The sequence below is a fragment of the Pseudomaricurvus hydrocarbonicus genome (assembly GCF_011602365.1).
Taxonomy (GTDB): Bacteria; Pseudomonadota; Gammaproteobacteria; order Pseudomonadales; family Cellvibrionaceae; genus Pseudomaricurvus; species Pseudomaricurvus hydrocarbonicus.
The window spans coordinates 279,235-298,994 of record NZ_JAAONZ010000003.1 but is presented as its reverse complement, the minus strand read 5'-3'; the positions used below and the strand labels follow the sequence as shown (position 1 = coordinate 298,994).

The following is a 19,760-nucleotide window of genomic DNA, read 5'->3' as shown; positions in this document are numbered from 1 at the left end:
CTCCCAAGGGACCTTTGCCACGGGCCCCACCCAAAAATTACCGTCATGGATGACAACCCTTATGCTCAAAAAAACCTTGCAACGGTTCAAAAAACAAGCGGGCGAGACACCTGAAACGGCCTCACAAAAAACACCCAAAAGCCCGGAGTCTCAAACCCGAAAAGAAGGGGACCTGCGCGAAAAGCAAGCGGAACAATTTCTCACCACCCGCGGACTAAAGCTGGTCGCCAGAAATTATCTCTGCAAACTGGGGGAAATTGATTTGATTATGCGAGATCGGGATCATTTGGTGTTTGTCGAAGTGCGCTACCGCAAAAGTACTCGTTTTGGTTCCGCCAGTGAAACGGTGGATTTTCGCAAACAGCAAAAGCTGATAAGGACCGCGCAATATTACTTGCAGAGCCACCCTCAACTCGGCACTCCCCCTTGCCGGTTTGATGTTGTGGCGATCCAGGGTACGCCTGCCACCTCAGGCAAGCCAACACAGCCGCCCACGTCAGCGCCGCAATATTCTTCGACAAACATCGCGCAAAAACCGATAGAATGGATAGCCAACGCTTTCACTGCAGACTGACAGCCATGCCACACGGTTAGAGCAAGCCCAAAGTGACCCGGTGAGCGAGAGACGTAACCTTATCCACAAGACGTATTATTGACGCAGAGAGCTTATGGAACAAAGAATCATCACCCTTTTTCACGAGAGCATTGAGGCCAAAATGCAGGCCGGTGAATACCTCGCACCGCTGCTGTGCGAAGCCAGTGAAATCATGGTTCACTGCCTGCTCAACGAAGGCAAGATATTCACCGCGGGCAACGGTATTTCCGCCGCCAACGCGCAAGTGCTCAGCGCCAACCTCTGCAACCATTTTGAGAGGGAGCGCCCCGGGCTGCCCGCCATTACGTTGGGCGCCGACTTCACGACCCAAACCTCCATCGCCAACGATTACAGCTACAACGACATCTTTGCCAAGCAGGTGCGCGCCCTGGGGCACCCGGGCGACTGCCTGCTGCTCATTACCACCAGCGGTAACCCCAGCAACCTGGTGCAGGCTGTTGCCGCCGCCCATGAGCGCGAGATGAATGTCATTGCGCTCTCAGGACGGGATGGCGGAAATATTGCTTCCGTACTGGATGCCAACGACCTGGAACTCAGGGTCCCGGTAAACTCCAACACCCGACTGCATGAAATCCACCTGCTGAGTATTTTTTGCCTGTGCGACCTTATCGATCAACAATTATTTGGAGCCGAAGAATGATGTTTACCACCCGACGCCTTTCTACAGCCCGTCTCTCCACGGCCATTCGCTGGGGGCTCGCCGCGCTGCTGCTGGCAACGGCTGGCTGTACGACCATTGTCGACGCAACCACCGATGCCCCGATTCAACTGAATCCGGGAAAAAGAACCCTCGGGGCAATGATTGACGACGAACAACTCGAAACAGTGGCCGTTGTGAACATCAACAAAGCCAGCCCCTACCTGAAACAAGCCAACATTGATGTGGTGGCGTTCAACAGTATCCTGCTCCTCACCGGCCAGGTGGCCAGTAACGATCTGCGGATGCTCGCCGGAGAAACCGCCAAAAAAATACACGGGGTTCGCCAGGTGTTTAATGAAATTCAGGTGCAGGGTACCACCTCCATTCTGGCTCGCACCAACGACACCTGGCTCACCACCAAGGTGAAAAGTGTTCTTTTGGCCAATCAGGATGTCGACAGCAGTCGCATTAAAGTCGTCACCGAAGACGGTGTGGTGTACCTGCTGGGGTTACTGTCGCGCGCCGAGGCCAACCGGGCCGCCGAGACCGTCAGCACCATTGGTGGCGTGCAAAAAGTGGTCAAGGCGGTGGAATACATCAACTGATTCCCAGCCCGGTCAGTCTCGCTGCGGCACAGTACGCGCAATCGCTGCATCGTCTATGCTGTATTTTAAAGCTGCACAGACGACAAAAGGAAAGCCTGAATGAAAGCATCAGACCTGCTGGTTCAATGCCTCGAAACCGAGGGGATTGAATATATTTTCGGAGTGCCCGGCGAAGAAAACGCCGACTTTATGATGTCGCTGGAATCGTCCAGCATTCAGTTTGTGCTTACTCGCCATGAACAGGGGGCCGCCTTCATGGCGGAAATATACGGCCGCTTAACGGGCAACCCGGCAGGCTGTCTGGGGACCCTCGGGCCCGGTGCCACCAACCTGATTACCGGCGTGGCTGACTCCAATATGGACCGTGCCCCCATGCTGGTGCTGACCGGTCAGGGGGCCTCCACCCGCCTGCACAAGGAATCCCACCAGGTGATGGATGTGGTGGAGATGTTCTCCCCCGTCACCAAATGGGCCACCACCGTCTGGCACCCGGAGAATATCCCGGAAATCGTCCGCAAAGCTGTCCGCCTGGCTCGCACCGAAAAGCCCGGCGCCGTCCACATCGAGCTGCCGGAAGATATCGCCAAGCTGCCCAGCAACAAAACGCCACTGCCCGTGCGAAAATTTCGCCGTCCAGTGCCTGCCGACAAGATCATGGACATGGCGTTTGAGCGCATTAAAGCCGCCCGACGCCCGCTGATCATTGCCGGCAATGGCTGTATCCGCCGACGTGCCAGCAAGCAATTACGGCTGTTGTGCGAAAAAACCGGCATTGGTGTCCTCAGCACCTTCATGGCCAAAGGCTGTGTCGATATGGACTCTCCCTACTGCCTTTACACCATTGGTCTTGGTGCCAAGGATATCCCCTCCTGTGCCATTGATGCGGCCGACCTGGTCATCACCCTCGGCTACGACATGGTGGAATATCACCCCAAGCTTTGGAACAGCAGCGACGATAAAGATGTCATCCACATTGATTTCCTGCCCGCCGAGATTGACGAACACTACATGCCCGAAATCGAGGTGGTGGGCGACCTCGCACACGCCTTGTGGATGCTCAATGAACGCATCGATGCCAACGGTGGTCTCGAATTTGACTTGAGTCAGCAAGCGGCGGTGCGGCGGGACATGACCGAAGAATTACAGCGACACGCCGAGGACGACACCGAAGGCTTTATTCGGCCCCAAAAGGTGCTGCTCGATACTCGCCAACTGATGGGACCCGACGATATTCTGCTGTCCGATGTGGGCGCCCACAAAATGTGGATTGCCCGACACTACCAATGCCATGAACCCAACACCTGCCTGATCCCCAATGGCTTTTGTTCGATGGGCTTTGCCTTGCCGGGCGCCATCGCGGCCAGCCTGGTGCATCCGGACAAACGCATACTGGCCATTTGTGGCGATGGTGGGTTTTTGATGAACATGCAGGAAATGGAAACTGCTCGCCGGCTGAACACTCAACTGACCGTGATGGTTTGGGAGGATGGCGGTTATGGCTTAATTGGCTGGAAACAATCCAATGAATTCGGCCGTCAAACCGATCTGTCTTTCGACAATCCTGACTGGGTGATGCTCGCTCACTCCTTTGGCTGGCAGGGCCACCGCGTCAACAACAGTCGCGACCTGAAGCACACTCTGGAAACCGCACTGAACGAGAGCGGGCCCAGCCTGGTCGTGCTGCCGATTGATTACCGGGAGAACCTTGAGCTAACCCGGCGCCTGGGAGAAATGACCTGCCCCATGTAATGCCGGAGCCTTGCCGATTAGGCCATGCTGAATCACCGCGAAGTCCACCCAGCCGCGAGTGCATGGCCAACGACGCTAACTGGCACCCGTAATGTATCTCATCCAGTCAGGATTGACTCAACAGGTCAGGAGGAGGTCGGGAGGTCAGGAGTGGCTCAGTAGATCACCACTCCCTGGTTGCGCGATTTCTTACTCTGATACATCGCTTTATCGGCTCGGCTCAGCAACTCTTTCAACCCCAGGCCGGGCTTCCACTCGGCCACGCCCAGACTCACTTTGATCAGCTGTTTAGGGTCATCAGGGTATTCCTCCAGCACCAGCGGCTGCATCAAATAACTGAGCTTTTTTTCAATCACATCGACCAGGTTGTCCGCTGATGAATAGTTCGTCAATACCCAGACAAATTCATCGCCCCCAATACGAGCGACCAGGTCTGAACTCCGCAAGTGGGATTGCAGACGGTGCGCCAGCGCCACAATCACCTGGTCGCCGGCGTTGTGGCCCCAGCGATCGTTGACACCCTTAAAATCATCCAGGTCCAGTAACGCCACCGCCAGCGTGGAACCACTGCGCTCCAGATTATTAATCAGAGTGGTGGTCTGCCCCATCAGGGCATGGCGGTTGGCCAACCCCGTCAAAGCATCTTCATTGGCCCGCTTTTCCAGCTGTTCGACCAAGGCATAACGTTCAATCGCGTAAGTAATCGCGCGAATCAACAGTGCTGAACTGGCTTCATTTTTAGGCAGATAATCTTCTGCCCCCAGTTTAATCGACTGCTCCCCCAACACCTCATCGTGAACCCCCGTGAGCACGATCACCGGGGTACAAAAGCCGAGGGACAAGAAGCTCTCTAGTGTTTGAATCCCCTGCAGCGGCCCCAACCCTAAATCGAGCAGCACGATATCGACCGGTGAGCGCTGGAGGACCTGACCTGCACATTCCAGGCTCTCGCAATGAGTCACAACAAAAGCTTTGCGCTGTGACTGTTTGAGCATCTCATTAACAAGATAAAAATCATCCGGATCATCATCGACCACCAGGACACGGATTTGGCCGGTATTCATGGAAGGGTCCTTCGCCACAGCTCCTTCTGAGACAGGTTTCATTGATTTCTATAGCCTTTTCGAATAAACAGATATTTACAAACTCCCTTTTTCGTTCAGTATAGTCAGTCTTTAGATTTCTGATAGGCAACTTTACCCGGGCTGATGCTGCCCCTCTGTTTATGTCTTCACACTCCACTCCTGACACACCGCCTGCATCAGGTGAATCGCTTCCGTGAACGTATCCGGTTTGACCAGAAAACGATCCGCACCAATCTCATAGGCCTCATCAATTTCCTGAACAGAACTGGACGTCGTATAAATGATCACTGGAATGTGTTTGTATTGCGCATGACCCTTTAAGTGCTCGAGTACGGCCATCCCCCCCGAGGGCGGTAAATTCAAATCCAGCATCACCAGCAAGGGAAGGGGTGAGGCCAGCAACACATCCATCCGCTCAAGCATCGCAGGACCAGAATCAAAAAACGTCATCTGGACCTGACAGTCGATGGCTTTGACGGCCTGCATGAGCAAATACTGATCATCCAGATCATCATCAACAAACACAACATGCAACGTTGGGTTGGTCATTGATTATCCCCCACCAAAAAAGACAGTTTAGATCTTCAGCTTACGCTGTTGGCGTTTGTCGTGCCTTAACCGCGCGGCCTAACCGTTAACGCCTTCCGGGGCGTTTTCCACCAGCGGTTCAAAGGCCGGCAACACGATGGTGAAAACGGCTCCCTGATTCAACGTGCCCTGGGCCGAGATTGTTCCCTTGTGAGCCTTAATAATTTGATGGCAAATGGCCAACCCCATACCCTGCCCAGGTGTCGATCGGCTCACCAGGCGCCGAAAGGGCTCAAAAATATTCTGCGCATACTGGTTGTCAAAACCACGCCCGTTATCGGACACGGTAAGCACGTGGGTGCCCTTGTGGGCATGTGCTTCAATCACAATGCGCGCCGGCTCCTCCGGTTTTGCATAACGCACACTGTTGGTCATCAAATTGTGCAGCACGTGCAAAAAACCCGCCTTATCCACAGACAGGCACAGATCCCCCTTCAGCACGAGGTCCGCTCCTGTTTCGGTAAACAGCTCCAGCAGATCGTCCCGAATTAAGCTCACCAGCTCTGATAACTGGACCGGCTCGCAGCAAGGCGCTCCCTGCGAATACCGAGATAGTTGCAATAAACTATCGACCATGGCTCGCATACGTCCCGCCGCATCACCAATCCGATTCAATTCATAATGCGCCTCACCGCCCATGTCCTGATCTTTTAAGCGCTGCTGCAACATGTCAGAAAAGGATGAAATTTTTCTGAGCGGTTCCTGCAAATCGTGGGAGGCGGAGTAGGCAAAACGCTCCAGCGCCGCATTGGAATCCGCCAGCGCCTGCTGCACCAGCTTTTTATCGCTGATGTCTTCAATGACCACGATGTAATGACTGTCTTTGCCCTGATAGGAGGCCACCGACGCGGTAACCTGTACCCATATCAGCTCGCCATCACCACGCAGAAGTCGGGCCTCCATCGAATAGCTTTCCTGTTCTTTCTCCGCCAATACCCGGATCAGCTCTGCCCCGGGCCCCAAATCTTCTTCATAGGTGATTTGCTGCAGTGTTTTTTCTCGCAATTGCTCGAGGCGCCACCCCAGAATCTCACACAATTTGGTGTTGGCCTTCAGCCATGAACCGTCCATGCCGACGTGGGCAATACCCACAGCGGCCTGTTCAAACGTAGACGACAGATCCTGGGACAGCTGCTGGATTTTCTCTTCGCGGCGCTGAATTTCCAGCAGGCCGCGGCGAAACTCTTCGTCAGAGGCATTTCTCAATGCCTCACGATAGGTGACCAGAGAAGGGAAGCGCAGGATGCCTTTGACATGTTTGATCAGTAAAAATGCCGCCGTCGCGGCGGTCCCCGCCGCCAGCACTTTTGCCACCCCATGCAGCCCAGCAACGTCTCGCCAAAGCGTGACCGCTGCCAGCAAATGGGAGATGGCGCCACACAGAACAAACAGTGAAAACAGTAAGAAGACCCCTCGAAATTCAAGGTCCGGACGCTTGCGAATCACACACAACATCAGCAAAGACATGACGAAATACGAAAGGCTGATGATCGAATCCGCCAGCGTGTGGACCCACACCAGCCCTGGGTGCCAAAGAAACGCATCCCCCCAAGGCGTCCATTCACGCCAGACAATTGCAGTGTCAAACTCAGCCATTAAACCTGCCCTCACCGGCTTCCCTCTCCTTCACCGACTGCTCCTCTCCATCACCAGCTTCCCTCTCCATCACCGACTTTCCTTACTCTTCACTGACTTCCCTTACTAAAGGTGCTCTGCCATCTGTTTTTTTGTGCCCTCCAAACGGCCCAAACGGGCACCACCGGCATAGAGGTGAAGCGTATCGATCCCCTCTTTTCATTCGCCTGGGCAACAATCAGCGCTCAAATTTTTTCGACAATAAAACCGAGCTGTGGGAGCGCAGCACCCCCTCAATCGCCGTCACTTTATCCATGGCTACATCCAACGCGGTGGTATTCTCTGCTCTTAATTCGGCCACCAGATCATATTCACCACTGATGGAGTACAGCGAGTGGATTTCGGCAATCTTTTCCAGAGCCCGAACCAGCGGTCCCAAACGTTTCTGATCGGTGGCAATCAGCATGTAGGCGGCAATCTGCCAAGGTGCATAATCCGAGCGCAATTTTACGGTGTACCCTTCGATCACCTTGTGCCGCTCCAGCTGCTGCATGTGATTTTGAACGGTCAATCGGCTGACCCCCAACTGCTTCGCCAGTTCAGACACACTGGCCCGCGCATTGGCCGTCAGCAAACGCAACAAGCTCTGATCAAGGGGCGACAATCTATCCATAATGTTTATTTGGGTTACCAAATTGCTAATTAATATCTTACTTTTTATATAGCATAGATATTCATATTAGCGTGTTTGCGTTTTACGCTATTTCACGTATCCGGTATTTTCTCGGCACCACCAATCAATAACCCGTAATGCAAGCATCCGGAAAACACCTTGGTAGCCACTGTTTAAACACTCGCAGGGAGAACGCGTATGATCCGCCTTGGCCGATTCGATGACGATACTCTGAACACCACTTTCAGCTCTCCGGCTGAACATGCCTTGCCCCTTGATTCGCCCATCCCTCCCCACTCGCCCAGCCCCGCTACGCCTCAATGCGGCCGGGAGCTGAGCCTGCCAAAGGATTACCCCCCGCAACTGCGCATCGACCTGGCCACCATCACCCGGCAGGTGAAAGCCTTCCATCGCGCCCTGCCTCGGGTCACGCCCTACTATGCCGTCAAAGCCAACCCCCATCCGCGGATATTAAAACATCTGCAGCAGCTGGGAATGCGCTTCGAAATAGCCTCTGAAGGCGAACTCCAGCTGCTGCAAAGCCTGGGGATTGCCGGCGCGGATGTAATGTTCAGCAACCCGATCAAAACCCCACAAAGTACCCGCGCCGCAGAGCGTCATGGCATCCAATGGTATGCTTTCGATTGCCTCGAAGAGCTGGTCAGCCTCTCGACCCACGCCCCAAACGGGCGCTTTGTGCTGCGTATCGCCGTCGACAACCGGGATTCTGTGTGGCCTCTCGACAGCAAATTCGGTGCGGATGAAGACAACATTGATCGCCTCCTCAACTACGCCGCCGCTCATCGCCTCAACGTCGCCGGGCTGGCCTTCCACGTGGGCTCCCAATGCAAGAGCAGCAGCAGCTGGCAAGACGCCATCAAACGCTGCCTGAAAATCTTTGCCAAGATGAAAGCCCTGGGACTGACGCCCCGGCTACTCAACATCGGTGGTGGCTTTCCCACCCCAATATCCCCCGCTATCATCAGCATAGAAACCATCGCCCGCGAACTTCAGCCGATGCTGGAGGCTATTCCACAAGAAATAGAGGTCGCCGCAGAGCCCGGACGCTATGTGGTTGCCGCCTCTGGAACCCTGCACTGCCAGATTGTCAGAACCACTCAGCGCCAGCAGCAGTCCTGGGCCTACCTCAACTGTGGGTTTTATGGCGGGCTGATCGAACTGAATGAAGCGTTTGGTTTCGAGCTGATCAGTGAACGCCCGGGCCCGCTGGGCCCCTGGGTTATTGCCGGCCCGACCTGCGACGCCATTGACCGCTTCACGCCACTCTATCAACTCCCGCTTGCGAGCCGCGCCGGAGATCGGATCCGAATTCCCCACATGGGGGCCTATTGCACTGCCTGCGCGTGCGAATTCAATGGCTTTCCCGCACCCGAAATACACCTTTACGACTCCAGCATTCAAGCCCCGGAAACTGCCCCGGAGCGACAGCAAAGTAGCGAATGACCACAACAAAGTACCGAATGGCCACAACAAAAGTATTCAATGGGCCGGACACCCCCTGAATAGCCTTCCAGACACTCGGGATTCACTCACAGCGCCACGGATCCGGCGCATGATTCTTCAACCTTCTGACCGGATACCGCGATAAAGTCATCACATAGAACGGCCTGGCAATGCCCCAGAAAGAAAACGGGAAAGGCGACGACCAACCTAAAAAATTAATTAATTCAATAACATACCGGTAAGCAAAAGGCGCCAAGGCACATCACAACGCGACTTTGAAATTTTCGTCTTATACTGACAACAGGAAGCCGTATTAGCGCAGGTCTCAGGAGGTACGATATGGGAGTAGCGATAACACTCGAAAATTTTCTCAAAACCAAAGACATTAACTACGACTTACGTGAACACCGGTACGTAGAAGGCTCATTTAACACCGCACTCAGTGCCGACATACCCTCCGAACAACTCATCAAAGGCGTCGTATTCCGCGACGAAGATCTCTATTACACCATGGCCATTGTACCCGCCAGTCACCGGGTTCTGCGGCATACCCTCAACCAAATTCTCGATCGGCGGCTGGAGCTGGCGGACGAGGAGGAACTGGACGATATCTTTTTTGATTGTGAACACGGCGCCATCCCCTCTTTTGGGCAGGCTTATGGGATCAACGTGATTTGGGACGACCAGATCAAAGAGGTCAGTGATGTGTGGCTGGAGGCCGGTGACCACGAAAACTTAATTCACATCGATCGCCGGGATTTTGACCGACTCATGCAAAATCATATGCACGAGACCATCAGCTGTGCCCGGCGACGTCACCGTTCATAAGGCATCGCAATTCATACAGCGCCGCAACCCACGAAACGACAGGCACAAAAAAACCACCCTAAAGGTGGTTTTTTTAACGTCGGGTGTTAATTACTTCTTCACTTCAGGAGGCAGTAATGACACGTTGTAGACGTTGGCTTCGCGGGCGGCATCAGCCACAGCCACGAAGATCTTGGCAGTAGAGTTGGCATCGGCTTTCACAACCACCGGAGCCTGAGGTTTTTCAGCGTGAATACGCTCAATGTTCGCTCGCACGGAGCGGATATCCACCCGACGCTCTTCCATCCAGATCTCATCATTCGCCAATACCTTCACCACGATGGCAGAAGTGTCATCGTCAGTCGGTGGTGGCGGATTTTCCTGATTCTCAGGCATATTTACATCGATAGTCGATTCCTTCACAAATGATGCTGTCACAATGAAGAAAATCAACATGATGAATACAACATCGAGCATCGGAGTCAGATCGATTTCGCTACTATCTTCTTCGGCGCCGCGGCCCTTTCTGCGTCTCACTTTACAACTACCTCTTAAATAAGCCCAACCCTAAAACAGGTCATTCGGTTCGTTATATTGTTCGTTATAACAATAGCTTTTTTGAGAATAACTCAACTCAGGTGAGGCATCTTACCAGCTAATTCCCCAAGACACTAACACTCGAAACAAGTCTACACAGTTTGTTAACATAGCCACCCAACAACCCCAATTTGGTATCACTTTACCAAAAAACCTGTCACTTAAGGTAACAACGAAATGTCTATTGATGGTTTTTTAACCACCCTGAAACACACACCGGAATCCGTAGAATTCAGCGACACGATGGCCACCATCGAAGAACACTATGTTTTCGAGCCAACCCGCTTTCACAATGGTGATTTAACCAACGAACCAGAGCAGAATCAGGGGTCGTGCAAACTGCTGGCGTTTGCCCGGTTAAACAACCTCAGCCAACCCGAAACGCTGGCCTGTTTCGGGCAGTACTACCGCAAGGACGTGCTGGAGCATCCGGCAGGTACAGACCACCAGAACATTCGCAACTTTATGTCTCAGGGTTGGGATGGGGTGCGCTTTGAAGGGCAGCCGCTGACGCCCAAGGGCAAGTAGCGAGTCGCCACCCCAGGGTGGCTTCTCTGGCTGCAATTCACCTTACTAGTTAATGGCGAGTAGTGGCGAGCCAGCCCAGGCTGCCCTCTCTGGCTGCGCCATTCACCTTGGGCGAGTGGCGAGTCACTTCAGCATGCTACCTCTGGCCAGCCGATTCAACTTGTCTTTGACTGATTAAACCTTGGCGAGCCGCTGTTTTTAAGTCTTTTCCTCGCCACTCGACACTAGAGCCTCGCCACTGCGGTTTACCGCTTGCGCTTCATCCGCTCGGCTTCCCTGGTTCGCTCTTCCAGGCGAGCCAGGATGGCGGCCATTTCCTGAGCTTCGGCAGCGCGCTGCTCTTGCTGTCGGGCCAAACGCTCGGCCTTTTCCCGCTCAATGGCTTCTTTGATCCGCTTTTCTTTCAAGCTGGAGCCCGTTCGACCGGCGGCCAGCTTAGCGGCCTGAGAACTGTCTGCGTCGCTAACGCCTGCCTTTGCGGCTGCTTGTGTCGCAGACATTGTGGCAACCGCCGGCTTTTCAGCGCTCGCCTTCACGGCGGGCTCAGCAGCGGGCTTTCGGCGACTGCTCATCCGGTTGCCGGCAGCTTCAGCGGCGGCATTATCCGCAGCTTTCTGCTTTGCACGCCGGGCAGCCGCGCTTTGCTTGGCCTTTTCCGCATTGGCTTTTTTCGTGGCCTGGCGACGCATCTCAATGCGGGCCATCACCACGTTCATTTCGGTTTGCTCGTCACGGTTGTTGGTATGCCGCAGGTTTTCCCGGCGCTCCCGCTCAGCCTCAATCGCTTCACGAATGCGTTTTTCCTTCGCCGCTGAACCCGTGCGCCCGGTTGCCATTTTCACCGGTGCCGCCGGCTTAGCACCAGCCGCTTTGGCGGCCGTCGGTTTGGCCCCGATTGCCGGGGTTGAGGACTTTGTCGGGCGCTCACGCAACAACCGCTCCTGAGCAGCCTTCATGGCCGCCAGCCGGGCGTTCATCTTGTCGCCGTCCGCCCTTGAATCCGTTTCAGGCCGCTGGCGCGGCTCATGCTGAGCCTCCGCCTGTGGCGACGCCGTAGCTTGTCCGCGGACGGAGTCTTTAGACACCGCCTCAGAAACCTTGGCATCGGCTGCCGGAGCCCCCGCTTCAGTCTCGGCCGATTCAGAGCCGGAGCGTCGCTCAGACCGAACGTCAATGCCGTCCAAATCATCAACGTCAACGTCGCTGTCGTCACTCACGGCCTCTTCGAATGCCGCCATCAAGGCTTTCATACTGGCTGACTGTATCGCACCGGTGCTGCGGCCAGCGGCTTTTCCCCGAGACGACTTAATCGGTTGAGCGCCCAAGTCATCACGCGCTTCGCGCATGGATTCACGAGCTTCGGCCGGACTTTCGCCGTAAGCCCAGGTGTCCACTTCGAACCCATCAGAACCCTGTGCCCTGAGCTGTTCAAAGAATTGCCCACTGGTACCGTTATCGGCTTGGGATAAGAGGTCTGCCCATTCCTCTTCAACACTTTCTCTGGCAGTCCCAACATAAACATCTTGGGTTTGAATATTGGTGGCGGTAAAAACGATCACCCAGCACTACCTCTGCTTAACATTTTGCGTTTCAATCTAGGGCGACGAATTATAGTGGCCAGAAAAAAAATGGGTAGAATTGACAGGCAAATTCAGATGTGAAGCAGATGTGATTAAAACCGAGAAACCCGCTAGGAAGGGGGCTGAGGGGCTGTTGGGTCCTCGAAAAAATCCAACTGAATATTTGATTCTTTTTGAGTTAGGTCAACAAAACGGACCCCCACCCCCAAAAGCCGAACCGGTCTGGCACCTCGTTCAAACGCCTCTTCCAGCAATTGAGCGTAATCTTCAAGGCGGGCCTGGGTCCCTGCACGCTCGACAGTAGTGCTGGTAAAATCGTCAAACTTGACTTTGACAAAACCTTTGACCACCAGATAATCGTCCTCCAGACGCTGCAAGCGCTGCTTCAGTTCTGCCAGCAAATCCGGCAGTTTCTCCTCACACGCCGCCAGGTTCTCCAGGTCCTTTTCATAGGTGTGCTCGACACTCAACGACTTGCGGCGGCGACTGGTGCACACGTCTCGCTCATCAATGCCACGGCAAAGGCGATGAAGCCGCGGCCCAAAGCTGCCAAAAGCCTCCTCCAGCTCGTGCACAGAGTAGCGCCGCAGATCACCACAGGTCGCAATCCCCAGGCGCTGCATCTTCTCCGCAGTCACCTTGCCGACCCCAAAAATCCGGTCGACCGGAAGCCTGCGCACAAATGCGTCTGCCTCCGCAGGAGTCACCACCGTCAGGCCATCCGGCTTTTGCCAATCGCTGGCCACCTTGGCAATAAACTTGTTTGGGGCCACCCCCGCGGATACGGTGATGCCCAACGCCTCGGCCACGCGCCCACGGATCTCCTGCGCAATCAGCGTGGCGCTGCCCTGGTGCCGCTCACAATCACTGACATCCAGAAAGGCTTCATCCAGCGACAAAGGCTCCACCAGATCGGTGTAATCCAGAAAGATGTTTCTCATGACCTGTGAGGCTTCACGGTATTTGAGCATGCTGTGGGGAACGATGGTAAGTCGCGGGCACAGCCGCAAGGCATAAGCCGATGCCATGGCCGACCGCACACCAAATTCGCGCGCCTCGTAATTGCAGGTGGAAATGACGCCCCGCTTGTCGGGGCGCCCTCCCACAGCCATTGGCCGATCGCGCAAATCGGGGTTGTCGCGCATTTCAATGGCCGCAAAAAAGCAATCGGCATCCACGTGAATGATTTTTCGAGACATAACTCAAAAACACAAAATACTGTTTATTCGTACAGTCTACATCAGGCCATCCAACAGGGGCCACCCTTTTACCGACACCGGTTAAATTTTTGTGCATCAGGTATAATGCCACCGGACATTCACCATTATGCATTTACCGACATGAGAGCTTTTATGAGCGTTGGCGCCTGGGATCCCACCCAATCGGACAATTCGGCTGCGTTTGATATCGACCCGGCCATTCTGGAAAAATTTATTGCGCTGGGCTCTGCCGAGCCGATCAACAACCTGAACACGCAGATCAGCGCAGAGGACAAAGCCCAGCAAGCGCCCCTGATGCGGCAACCCAAAGACACATGGATCGCCACGGCAGAATCACTCACCAACGATCAAATCGTACATCTGGTGCGCTTTTTCACGCTAGCGGAAATGCAGATCAGTGGCTGGGAAGCTGGTGCGGAATCCCCGGTAATTGGTCTGGTTAAAGCCTTGCGCCTGCGCAAAGCTCCCCCCAGCAAGGAATTACTGATGTGGATCAAAGAACACTCGGACAACCGCTTTTTACCGAATGGGGCGCTGTAACTCAACCCTGGCGATGCCAGCGGGATCACGCCCAAAACCGCACAACTTAAGCTAACCAAACAGACCGGCCTTAAGTCAGGGCTGCCCGCACTGTCAGAACCGCCTCATAACTGGCTTAAACGCCCCCAGTTCTGCTGCAGTGACGGGGGCAGGCGAAAACTTTTGGCCACTTCCCAGTATTTTACATCACCCTCACTGCCCAGCACTGCCAGCGCAGGACGCAGTGCGTTTTGACCCGCACCTAAAGTCCCGTCGCCTCCGCGAAGCCACAGGCCCAGCTGCCGGCTGGCGTCCCCCCGGGTATCGCCCCAGCAACGTCCGCCTTGTAATTGCAATTCACGGGCCCAGCCCGGCAGTTGATCGGGAAAAATCGCCACCACATGTTCCGGCTTCAGGCGGCCAGGGTATCTGGCCAGCACCTGCAACAGCTCCCGCATCGCCATACGGGCATAAGGGCAGCCGGTGGCGTGAAAGAAGAACACCCACTGGTTTTCAGCGGTGACCGGCAAAGACACCGGTGCACCACTATCAAGCTGGAACTCTAGGTGTGACAACCGCTGTTTATCCCCCGCAGGCTCGCGCACCCCCCGGGTCAAGCTCGAGGCTACAAACACGTACAACAACAGTCCGAACAACCCGGCCAGCGTACTCCACAGAATCACGTCACGCTCACCCAGCACCAATACCAGCCCGACCCCCAGCAGTGCAAAGGCCATTGCCGGGTATTCGCGCTCATCCTGGTAAAAGATATTCCCCCGGTGATAGCGCCACAGATTGCACACCCACAGCGGGGTCCAGGTTAACATTGGTGCCAGCCACAACCACTGACCCTGCAACAACTGCCAGCTGCCCCAAAGAGTCACCAACATCGCCAGCAACGTAAAAATGCGCACATACAGGGCTTTCAGTAAAAACATAATCAACTCGATCAGGGTGCCAAACGGCTATCGCAACAACCGCCACGCTTGAACCGTCACAGCAGTAAAATAGCCGCCATCGACGCCTCTGCGCCTGAACCGATGCAAAGGCATCGGTGGCGGGCCTACGCCTGTTTCGACGGCGCGCGCTTCAGTCTCGTCAGCAGCGGCTCAATTTTAGGCAGCACCAGCAGCCGGTATAAGTACAGCAAGCGGCTGGGCATTATCAGCATCACCGGCGTCACCAGCAGTGTCAACGCGGTTGAAAACAGCAAACCGGAGACAATGGCAAAGGCCAGCGGTTGGAACTGTGAGGTAATAACCCCATCCACCACCACATTTCGCCCCAGCAAATCGACACTCACCGCCGCCGCAATAGGAAACAGCCCCAAAATGGTGGTGGCGGTTGTCAGGAACACCGGACGCAACCGCTGAGCACAGGCGACGATGATCGCCTGCTTCACGGTAAATTCCTTGTTGTCCTTACGCACGTAGTTGTAGGTGTCAATCAGCACAATATTGTTATTCACCACAATCCCCGCGAGCGCCACAATGCCCACACCCGTTAAAATGGTGCTGAACACACCACCGGTCAACAGCAGTCCCAACAATACCCCCGCCGTTGACATAATGACCGCCGACAGAATTAACAGCCCCTGATAGAAGCTGTTAAATTGGGTTACCAACAGCACGAACATCAGAAACAATGCCAGTGAAAATGCCACGGCCAAAAAATTCATCGATTTTTCCTGCTCTTCGTTTGCCCCGCGAAAGACAACCCTGACATCTCTGTCCAGTGGATTCGCCTCGAGCCACTGCTTAATCTCAGCCACCTTGTCATCCGCCAGAATGCCCTCCTCCACATCCGCACGGACTTTCATAACCTGAATGGCGTCAATGCGTTCAACCTTGTCCACTTTCGGTTTGGCTATCCGTTCCACAAAACCGGTAATCGGTACAGGCCCTTTGGGGGTATTGACCCGCAGGTTATCCAGCGCGTTAATTCCGCGAACATCACTGGGGTAGCGAATGCGAATTTCCACCTCTTCATCCGCGTCATCGGGACGATACTCACCGATCAGAACACCACTGGTCACCAGCTGCACGGCTCGTCCGATTTCCACCACATTCACCCCGGCCTGGGCGGCCAGGGAGCGGTTGACGGACATTTCCCATTCGATACCCGGCAGTGGCGTGGTGTCAGTAATATCGCGCAATTCCTCCATCCCATATTCGAGGTGATGGCGCACTTTCAAGGTCTCGGCAAGCAGCTTGTCACTGTCGAGAGACTCCAGCTGAATCTGGATTGGCCGACCCACCGGGGGACCGCCTTCAAAGGCGTCAGCAGACACAATAATCCCAGGCATGTCTGCCGTGGCCTTGCGGATATTTTCAAACACCAGGCGAGTGGAATAACCAATTTTATCGGGATCTTTTAATTCAACCAGCACCGTGCCAATTTCATCTTTGGAGCTCTCGCGGCCACCGCCACCACTGTCACTGGATGAATACGTGGAATGGACACCATGCACCGCCAGCACCCGGGACTCCACATCCCGCACCAGCAAGCGAGCCTCTTCAACGGAAAGGTTGCCCATGGCCCGCACCGCGACAATGCCGTACTTTTCTTCGGTATCGGTAAAAAAGACCACGCCATTGCTAAAACGGCCATAGGCTAAAAATATCGCCACCAACACCACCAGGGTCCCCAAAAAGAACACCACCGGTCGGCGCAGCACGGTTTCCAGCAAACGGGCATAACGGCCGGTGTGCCCGGGCAATTCGGTTGGTGGGTCCGTTTCGAGGCTGCGCAGGTAAGCCTGAACGTCGGGCGCGATTTCCGATTTCCCCATCAAAGAACCAATCACCGGGGCGAACAGCAACGCATAAAACAGCGAGGCCACCAGCACACAGAAAACGGTCACGGGCAGGTAGCGCATGAAATCACCGGCAATCCCCGGCCAGAACATGATGGGCAAAAAAGCGGCCAGTGTTGTCGCGGTGGAAGCCACCACGGGCCAGAACATACGCCTTACCGAAATCTTGTAGGCCGCCTGACTGCTCATACCTTCTGCCATTTTACGGTCGGCAAACTCGGTGATCACAATAGAGCCGTCAATCAGCATCCCCAGAGCCAACATCATCCCGAACATCACCATCATATTGAAGGCAAAATCCAGATAATGCAGACCGATAAGCGACAGCAGCAGAGAGAAAGGGATCCCCATTCCGACCAGGCTACCGGAGCGAAACCCCAGCGCCGCCACCACAATCACCAGAACCAGTACCATGGAGGTGATAATGTTGCCGGACATTTCAGCCACCATGCCGGCAGAAAATTCTGACTGGTCCAGGGCAAAGGACACGTGCACACCCGGCGGTGTCTGTTCAGACAAATGTTCCACTAACTGGCGGACGTGTTCCGACACCTGAATCTGATTACCACCGGTACGCTTGTTCACTTCCAGTAAGATCGCCGGTTGATTATCCACGGTGGTGAAGCTTTCAGCGTCTTTGAAGGTGCGGCGGATATCGGTGACATCCCCCAAGGTGACCACCCCTTCGCTGGTCGACTTAATTGGTATGGCATACACATCCTGATAGGTTTCAATCAACCCGGGGACCTTGACTGAAAACTTGCCCTGACCGGTATCAATCTGGCCTGCCGGCACCAGCAGGTTATTGCCGACCACCGCGCTGATAAGCTCATCGCTGGTAATGTTGTAATGCTCCAGGCGCGCGGGGTTGATGAGGGCCTCGACCACCTCTTCGCGGTGACCGGCAAGATTGGCCTCAAGCACATCCGTCAAACTTTCTATTTCCCGCTGCAGCATCTTGGCGGTTTGATACACCAACCGCTCTTTGGTGCCCGGGTCAGCGGTCAGTGCCACCGTAATGGTGGGGAAATCGGAAACTGTTATCTCCTCGACGATGGGCTCATCCGCATCCTGAGGCAACTCCGCTTTCGCCCGATCCACCGCGTTGCGGACATCCTGCATGGCTTTATCAATGTCGACGGCACCCGCCTCAAACTTAACCAGCAGGGTGGCATGGGATTCCCGGGACGTTGCGATAATCTCATCCAGCCCCTCGAGGGCTTCCAGTTCCTGCTCCAGCGGCCGGGCCAGCAACCGGGCACCATCTTCAGGCGACACCCCGTCGAGCGTCACGCCAATATAGACGTAGGGAACATCCACTTCCGGCTGTGCCGACACGGGCATGGCGTTATAACTGTAGAGGCCCGCCACCACAATCAGGAACATGATGCAGAAAGTGCTGCGATAATGCGTCACCGCGGTTGTCAGTATACTCATAACTCGGCCGCACCCGATGCCGGTTCAGGCAAGGTCAATGCCGACACGGGCTGCACCTCTCTATAGGCCGCCATGCCCTCCACGGACGCTTTCACTTCTGACGGCTCATCGATGGTTACGTCCACCACTTCGCCCTGACTGACATACTCTTGCCCGACAGTAATCAACAGCGCATGAGGCGGCAGCCCGGTTACCCAGACGCCCTGTTTGTGATCACCAATCAAATTGACCCGCACAAACTCCACCCGGCGATCATCGCTCAGGATACGCACCCCGACCTGCCCCTCATCGTCCAGGGACAACAACGAGGAAGAAATCACATGAGCGCTAACGCCTTCGGTCGGCACGCTTAAATTCGTGGTGATACCACTGCGCAGACTTAACTCGGGGTTGTCGACACGCACCTCGACGGGGAACGTACGGGTCACTTCATCTGAGCCGAATCCCACCAGAGAGACCACCCCCTCCACATGTTCGCCGGTCAACAAGTGGGCGTAGGCCTTTTTACCGCGCTGCAAGCGGTTGACCTCGGTTTCGGACACCTGCCCCCGAACAATCAAGGGGTCCAGATCCAGCAGCACCCCGCATTCATCACCCCGCTCCATAAAATCACCAACATCGACGGTATAGCTGTCCACGACACCGGAGAAAGGTGCCCGAAGCTTGACGTTTTCCAGATCCAGCTTACTGCGCAACTGGGCAGCTTTGGCGCTGTCAAGGCGGGCCTTGGCCGCCGCAATGGCGGTAGCGGATTGATACCCACCGCTTTTCAACCGCAAGGCTCCGTCGTACTCCAGCTGCGCCTGTGCCACCACCGAGCGGGCCTCCAGAAGGCGCAATTCACGATCTTCCAAGGCCAGCTCACAAACGACCTCACCCGCGGTCACCGTCTGCCCTTCGGCCAGGGGCAAAGCAATGACTTTACCGCTGAGTTCCGCGCGCAGAGACACCTGGCGATTCGCCTGAGTACGGGCGCGTATATTAACTTCCGGTTGATAGAATTGAGCGTCGATGTAACGTGCCCGGACCAGAGTCTTCTTGGGGAGGGGCTTGGCGTGTGGCTGAACGACATTGTCTTCTGAAGATGAAACAACCAATCCACTGCCCAACCAGACAAGGGTTAACACCGCCAGATAAGCGGAAATCCGATAATTCCTATTTGACCAGATGTAACTCAGGTATTGCTTTATAGCTTTCATTGTATGTTCACACACCCCAGGAGAGGATGACTAGACTGGAGGCAAGAGTCACCTTTCTCAAGC

The 19,760-nt window shown here is 55.0% G+C and carries 18 protein-coding genes; 8 read left to right on the top strand and 10 right to left on the bottom strand.

All coding sequences use genetic code 11. The features are described 5' to 3' along the window. The first annotated feature begins 61 nt into the window (after positions 1 to 61). The 4 genes from G8770_RS05850 to G8770_RS05835 all read left to right on the top strand — a co-directional run bounded on the left by G8770_RS05850 (position 62) and on the right by G8770_RS05835 (position 3,610). Entirely contained in the window at positions 62 to 574 is a 513-nt protein-coding gene (locus G8770_RS05850; protein ID WP_167183144.1) for a YraN family protein, read from the top strand. Between the two features lie 94 nt (positions 575 to 668). Continuing rightward, positions 669 to 1,256 carry an SIS domain-containing protein gene (locus G8770_RS05845; RefSeq protein WP_167183141.1) on the top strand — a complete coding sequence of 196 codons (588 nt, stop codon included), beginning with the start codon at positions 669 to 671 and terminating at the stop codon, positions 1,254 to 1,256. Then, positions 1,253 to 1,861 carry a BON domain-containing protein gene (locus tag G8770_RS05840; RefSeq protein ID WP_167183138.1) on the top strand — a complete coding sequence of 203 codons (609 nt, stop codon included), beginning with the start codon at positions 1,253 to 1,255 and terminating at the stop codon, positions 1,859 to 1,861. Before G8770_RS05845 ends, G8770_RS05840 begins: the two co-directional genes overlap by 4 nt. A gap of 99 nt (positions 1,862 to 1,960) precedes the next feature. Next, positions 1,961 to 3,610, top strand: coding sequence for an acetolactate synthase large subunit (locus tag G8770_RS05835; protein WP_167183135.1), 1,650 nt, complete (start codon positions 1,961 to 1,963; stop codon positions 3,608 to 3,610). Positions 3,611 to 3,765: 155 nt separating this feature from the next. Here G8770_RS05835 and G8770_RS05830 read toward each other — a convergent pair whose 3' ends face one another. The 4 genes from G8770_RS05830 to G8770_RS05815 all read right to left on the bottom strand — a co-directional run bounded on the left by G8770_RS05830 (position 3,766) and on the right by G8770_RS05815 (position 7,531). Then, positions 3,766 to 4,674 (bottom strand): GGDEF domain-containing protein, encoded by a 909-nt coding sequence (locus G8770_RS05830; protein ID WP_167183131.1) that lies wholly within the window; start codon positions 4,672 to 4,674, stop codon positions 3,766 to 3,768. A 159-nt stretch (positions 4,675 to 4,833) separates the two neighbouring features. Beyond that, positions 4,834 to 5,244 (bottom strand): response regulator, encoded by a 411-nt coding sequence (locus G8770_RS05825; protein ID WP_167183114.1) that lies wholly within the window; start codon positions 5,242 to 5,244, stop codon positions 4,834 to 4,836. Between the two features lie 78 nt (positions 5,245 to 5,322). Beyond that, on the bottom strand, positions 5,323 to 6,879 hold the full coding sequence (locus G8770_RS05820; protein ID WP_167183111.1) for a sensor histidine kinase: 1,557 nt from the start codon (positions 6,877 to 6,879) through the stop codon (positions 5,323 to 5,325). A 217-nt stretch (positions 6,880 to 7,096) separates the two neighbouring features. Next, the gene (locus tag G8770_RS05815; protein WP_167183108.1) at positions 7,097 to 7,531 is read right to left on the bottom strand and encodes an Lrp/AsnC family transcriptional regulator; all 435 of its coding nucleotides are present in this window, start codon (positions 7,529 to 7,531) and stop codon (positions 7,097 to 7,099) included. Positions 7,532 to 7,729: 198 nt separating this feature from the next. Between G8770_RS05815 and G8770_RS05810 the strand changes: the two genes are divergently transcribed. Both G8770_RS05810 and G8770_RS05805 read left to right on the top strand, forming a co-directional pair. Then, entirely contained in the window at positions 7,730 to 8,995 is a 1,266-nt protein-coding gene (locus G8770_RS05810) for a type III PLP-dependent enzyme (protein WP_167183105.1), read from the top strand. Between the two features lie 339 nt (positions 8,996 to 9,334). Beyond that, positions 9,335 to 9,823, top strand: coding sequence for an aminoacyl-tRNA deacylase (locus G8770_RS05805; RefSeq protein WP_167183101.1), 489 nt, complete (start codon positions 9,335 to 9,337; stop codon positions 9,821 to 9,823). A gap of 90 nt (positions 9,824 to 9,913) precedes the next feature. Here the strand turns inward: G8770_RS05805 and G8770_RS05800 are convergent, their stop codons facing one another. Next, the gene (locus G8770_RS05800) at positions 9,914 to 10,339 is read right to left on the bottom strand and encodes a biopolymer transporter ExbD (protein WP_167183098.1); all 426 of its coding nucleotides are present in this window, start codon (positions 10,337 to 10,339) and stop codon (positions 9,914 to 9,916) included. Between the two features lie 237 nt (positions 10,340 to 10,576). On the opposite strand from G8770_RS05800, the gene G8770_RS05795 reads away from it, so the two are divergent. Further along, entirely contained in the window at positions 10,577 to 10,927 is a 351-nt protein-coding gene (locus G8770_RS05795) for a HopJ type III effector protein (protein WP_167183095.1), read from the top strand. Positions 10,928 to 11,172: 245 nt separating this feature from the next. Here G8770_RS05795 and G8770_RS05790 read toward each other — a convergent pair whose 3' ends face one another. Continuing rightward, a complete protein-coding gene (locus tag G8770_RS05790) occupies positions 11,173 to 12,486 on the bottom strand; it encodes a GIY-YIG nuclease family protein (RefSeq protein ID WP_167183092.1) in 1,314 nt (437 codons plus the stop codon). 131 nt (positions 12,487 to 12,617) lie between these two features. Beyond that, positions 12,618 to 13,706 (bottom strand): DNA polymerase IV, encoded by a 1,089-nt coding sequence (dinB, locus tag G8770_RS05785; protein ID WP_167183089.1) that lies wholly within the window; start codon positions 13,704 to 13,706, stop codon positions 12,618 to 12,620. A gap of 153 nt (positions 13,707 to 13,859) precedes the next feature. On the opposite strand from dinB, the gene G8770_RS05780 reads away from it, so the two are divergent. Next, positions 13,860 to 14,267, top strand: a complete 408-nt coding sequence (locus G8770_RS05780) for a hypothetical protein (protein ID WP_167183070.1) — start codon at positions 13,860 to 13,862, stop codon at positions 14,265 to 14,267. A gap of 104 nt (positions 14,268 to 14,371) precedes the next feature. Here G8770_RS05780 and G8770_RS05775 read toward each other — a convergent pair whose 3' ends face one another. The 3 genes from G8770_RS05775 to G8770_RS05765 form a co-directional block, all read right to left on the bottom strand. After that, positions 14,372 to 15,184 (bottom strand): thioredoxin family protein, encoded by an 813-nt coding sequence (locus G8770_RS05775; RefSeq protein WP_167183067.1) that lies wholly within the window; start codon positions 15,182 to 15,184, stop codon positions 14,372 to 14,374. Positions 15,185 to 15,309: 125 nt separating this feature from the next. Then, the gene (locus G8770_RS05770) at positions 15,310 to 18,498 is read right to left on the bottom strand and encodes an efflux RND transporter permease subunit (protein ID WP_167183064.1); all 3,189 of its coding nucleotides are present in this window, start codon (positions 18,496 to 18,498) and stop codon (positions 15,310 to 15,312) included. Then, the gene (locus tag G8770_RS05765) at positions 18,495 to 19,697 is read right to left on the bottom strand and encodes an efflux RND transporter periplasmic adaptor subunit (RefSeq protein ID WP_167183061.1); all 1,203 of its coding nucleotides are present in this window, start codon (positions 19,695 to 19,697) and stop codon (positions 18,495 to 18,497) included. Before G8770_RS05765 ends, G8770_RS05770 begins: the two co-directional genes overlap by 4 nt. Between the last annotated feature and the right edge of the window lie 63 nt (positions 19,698 to 19,760).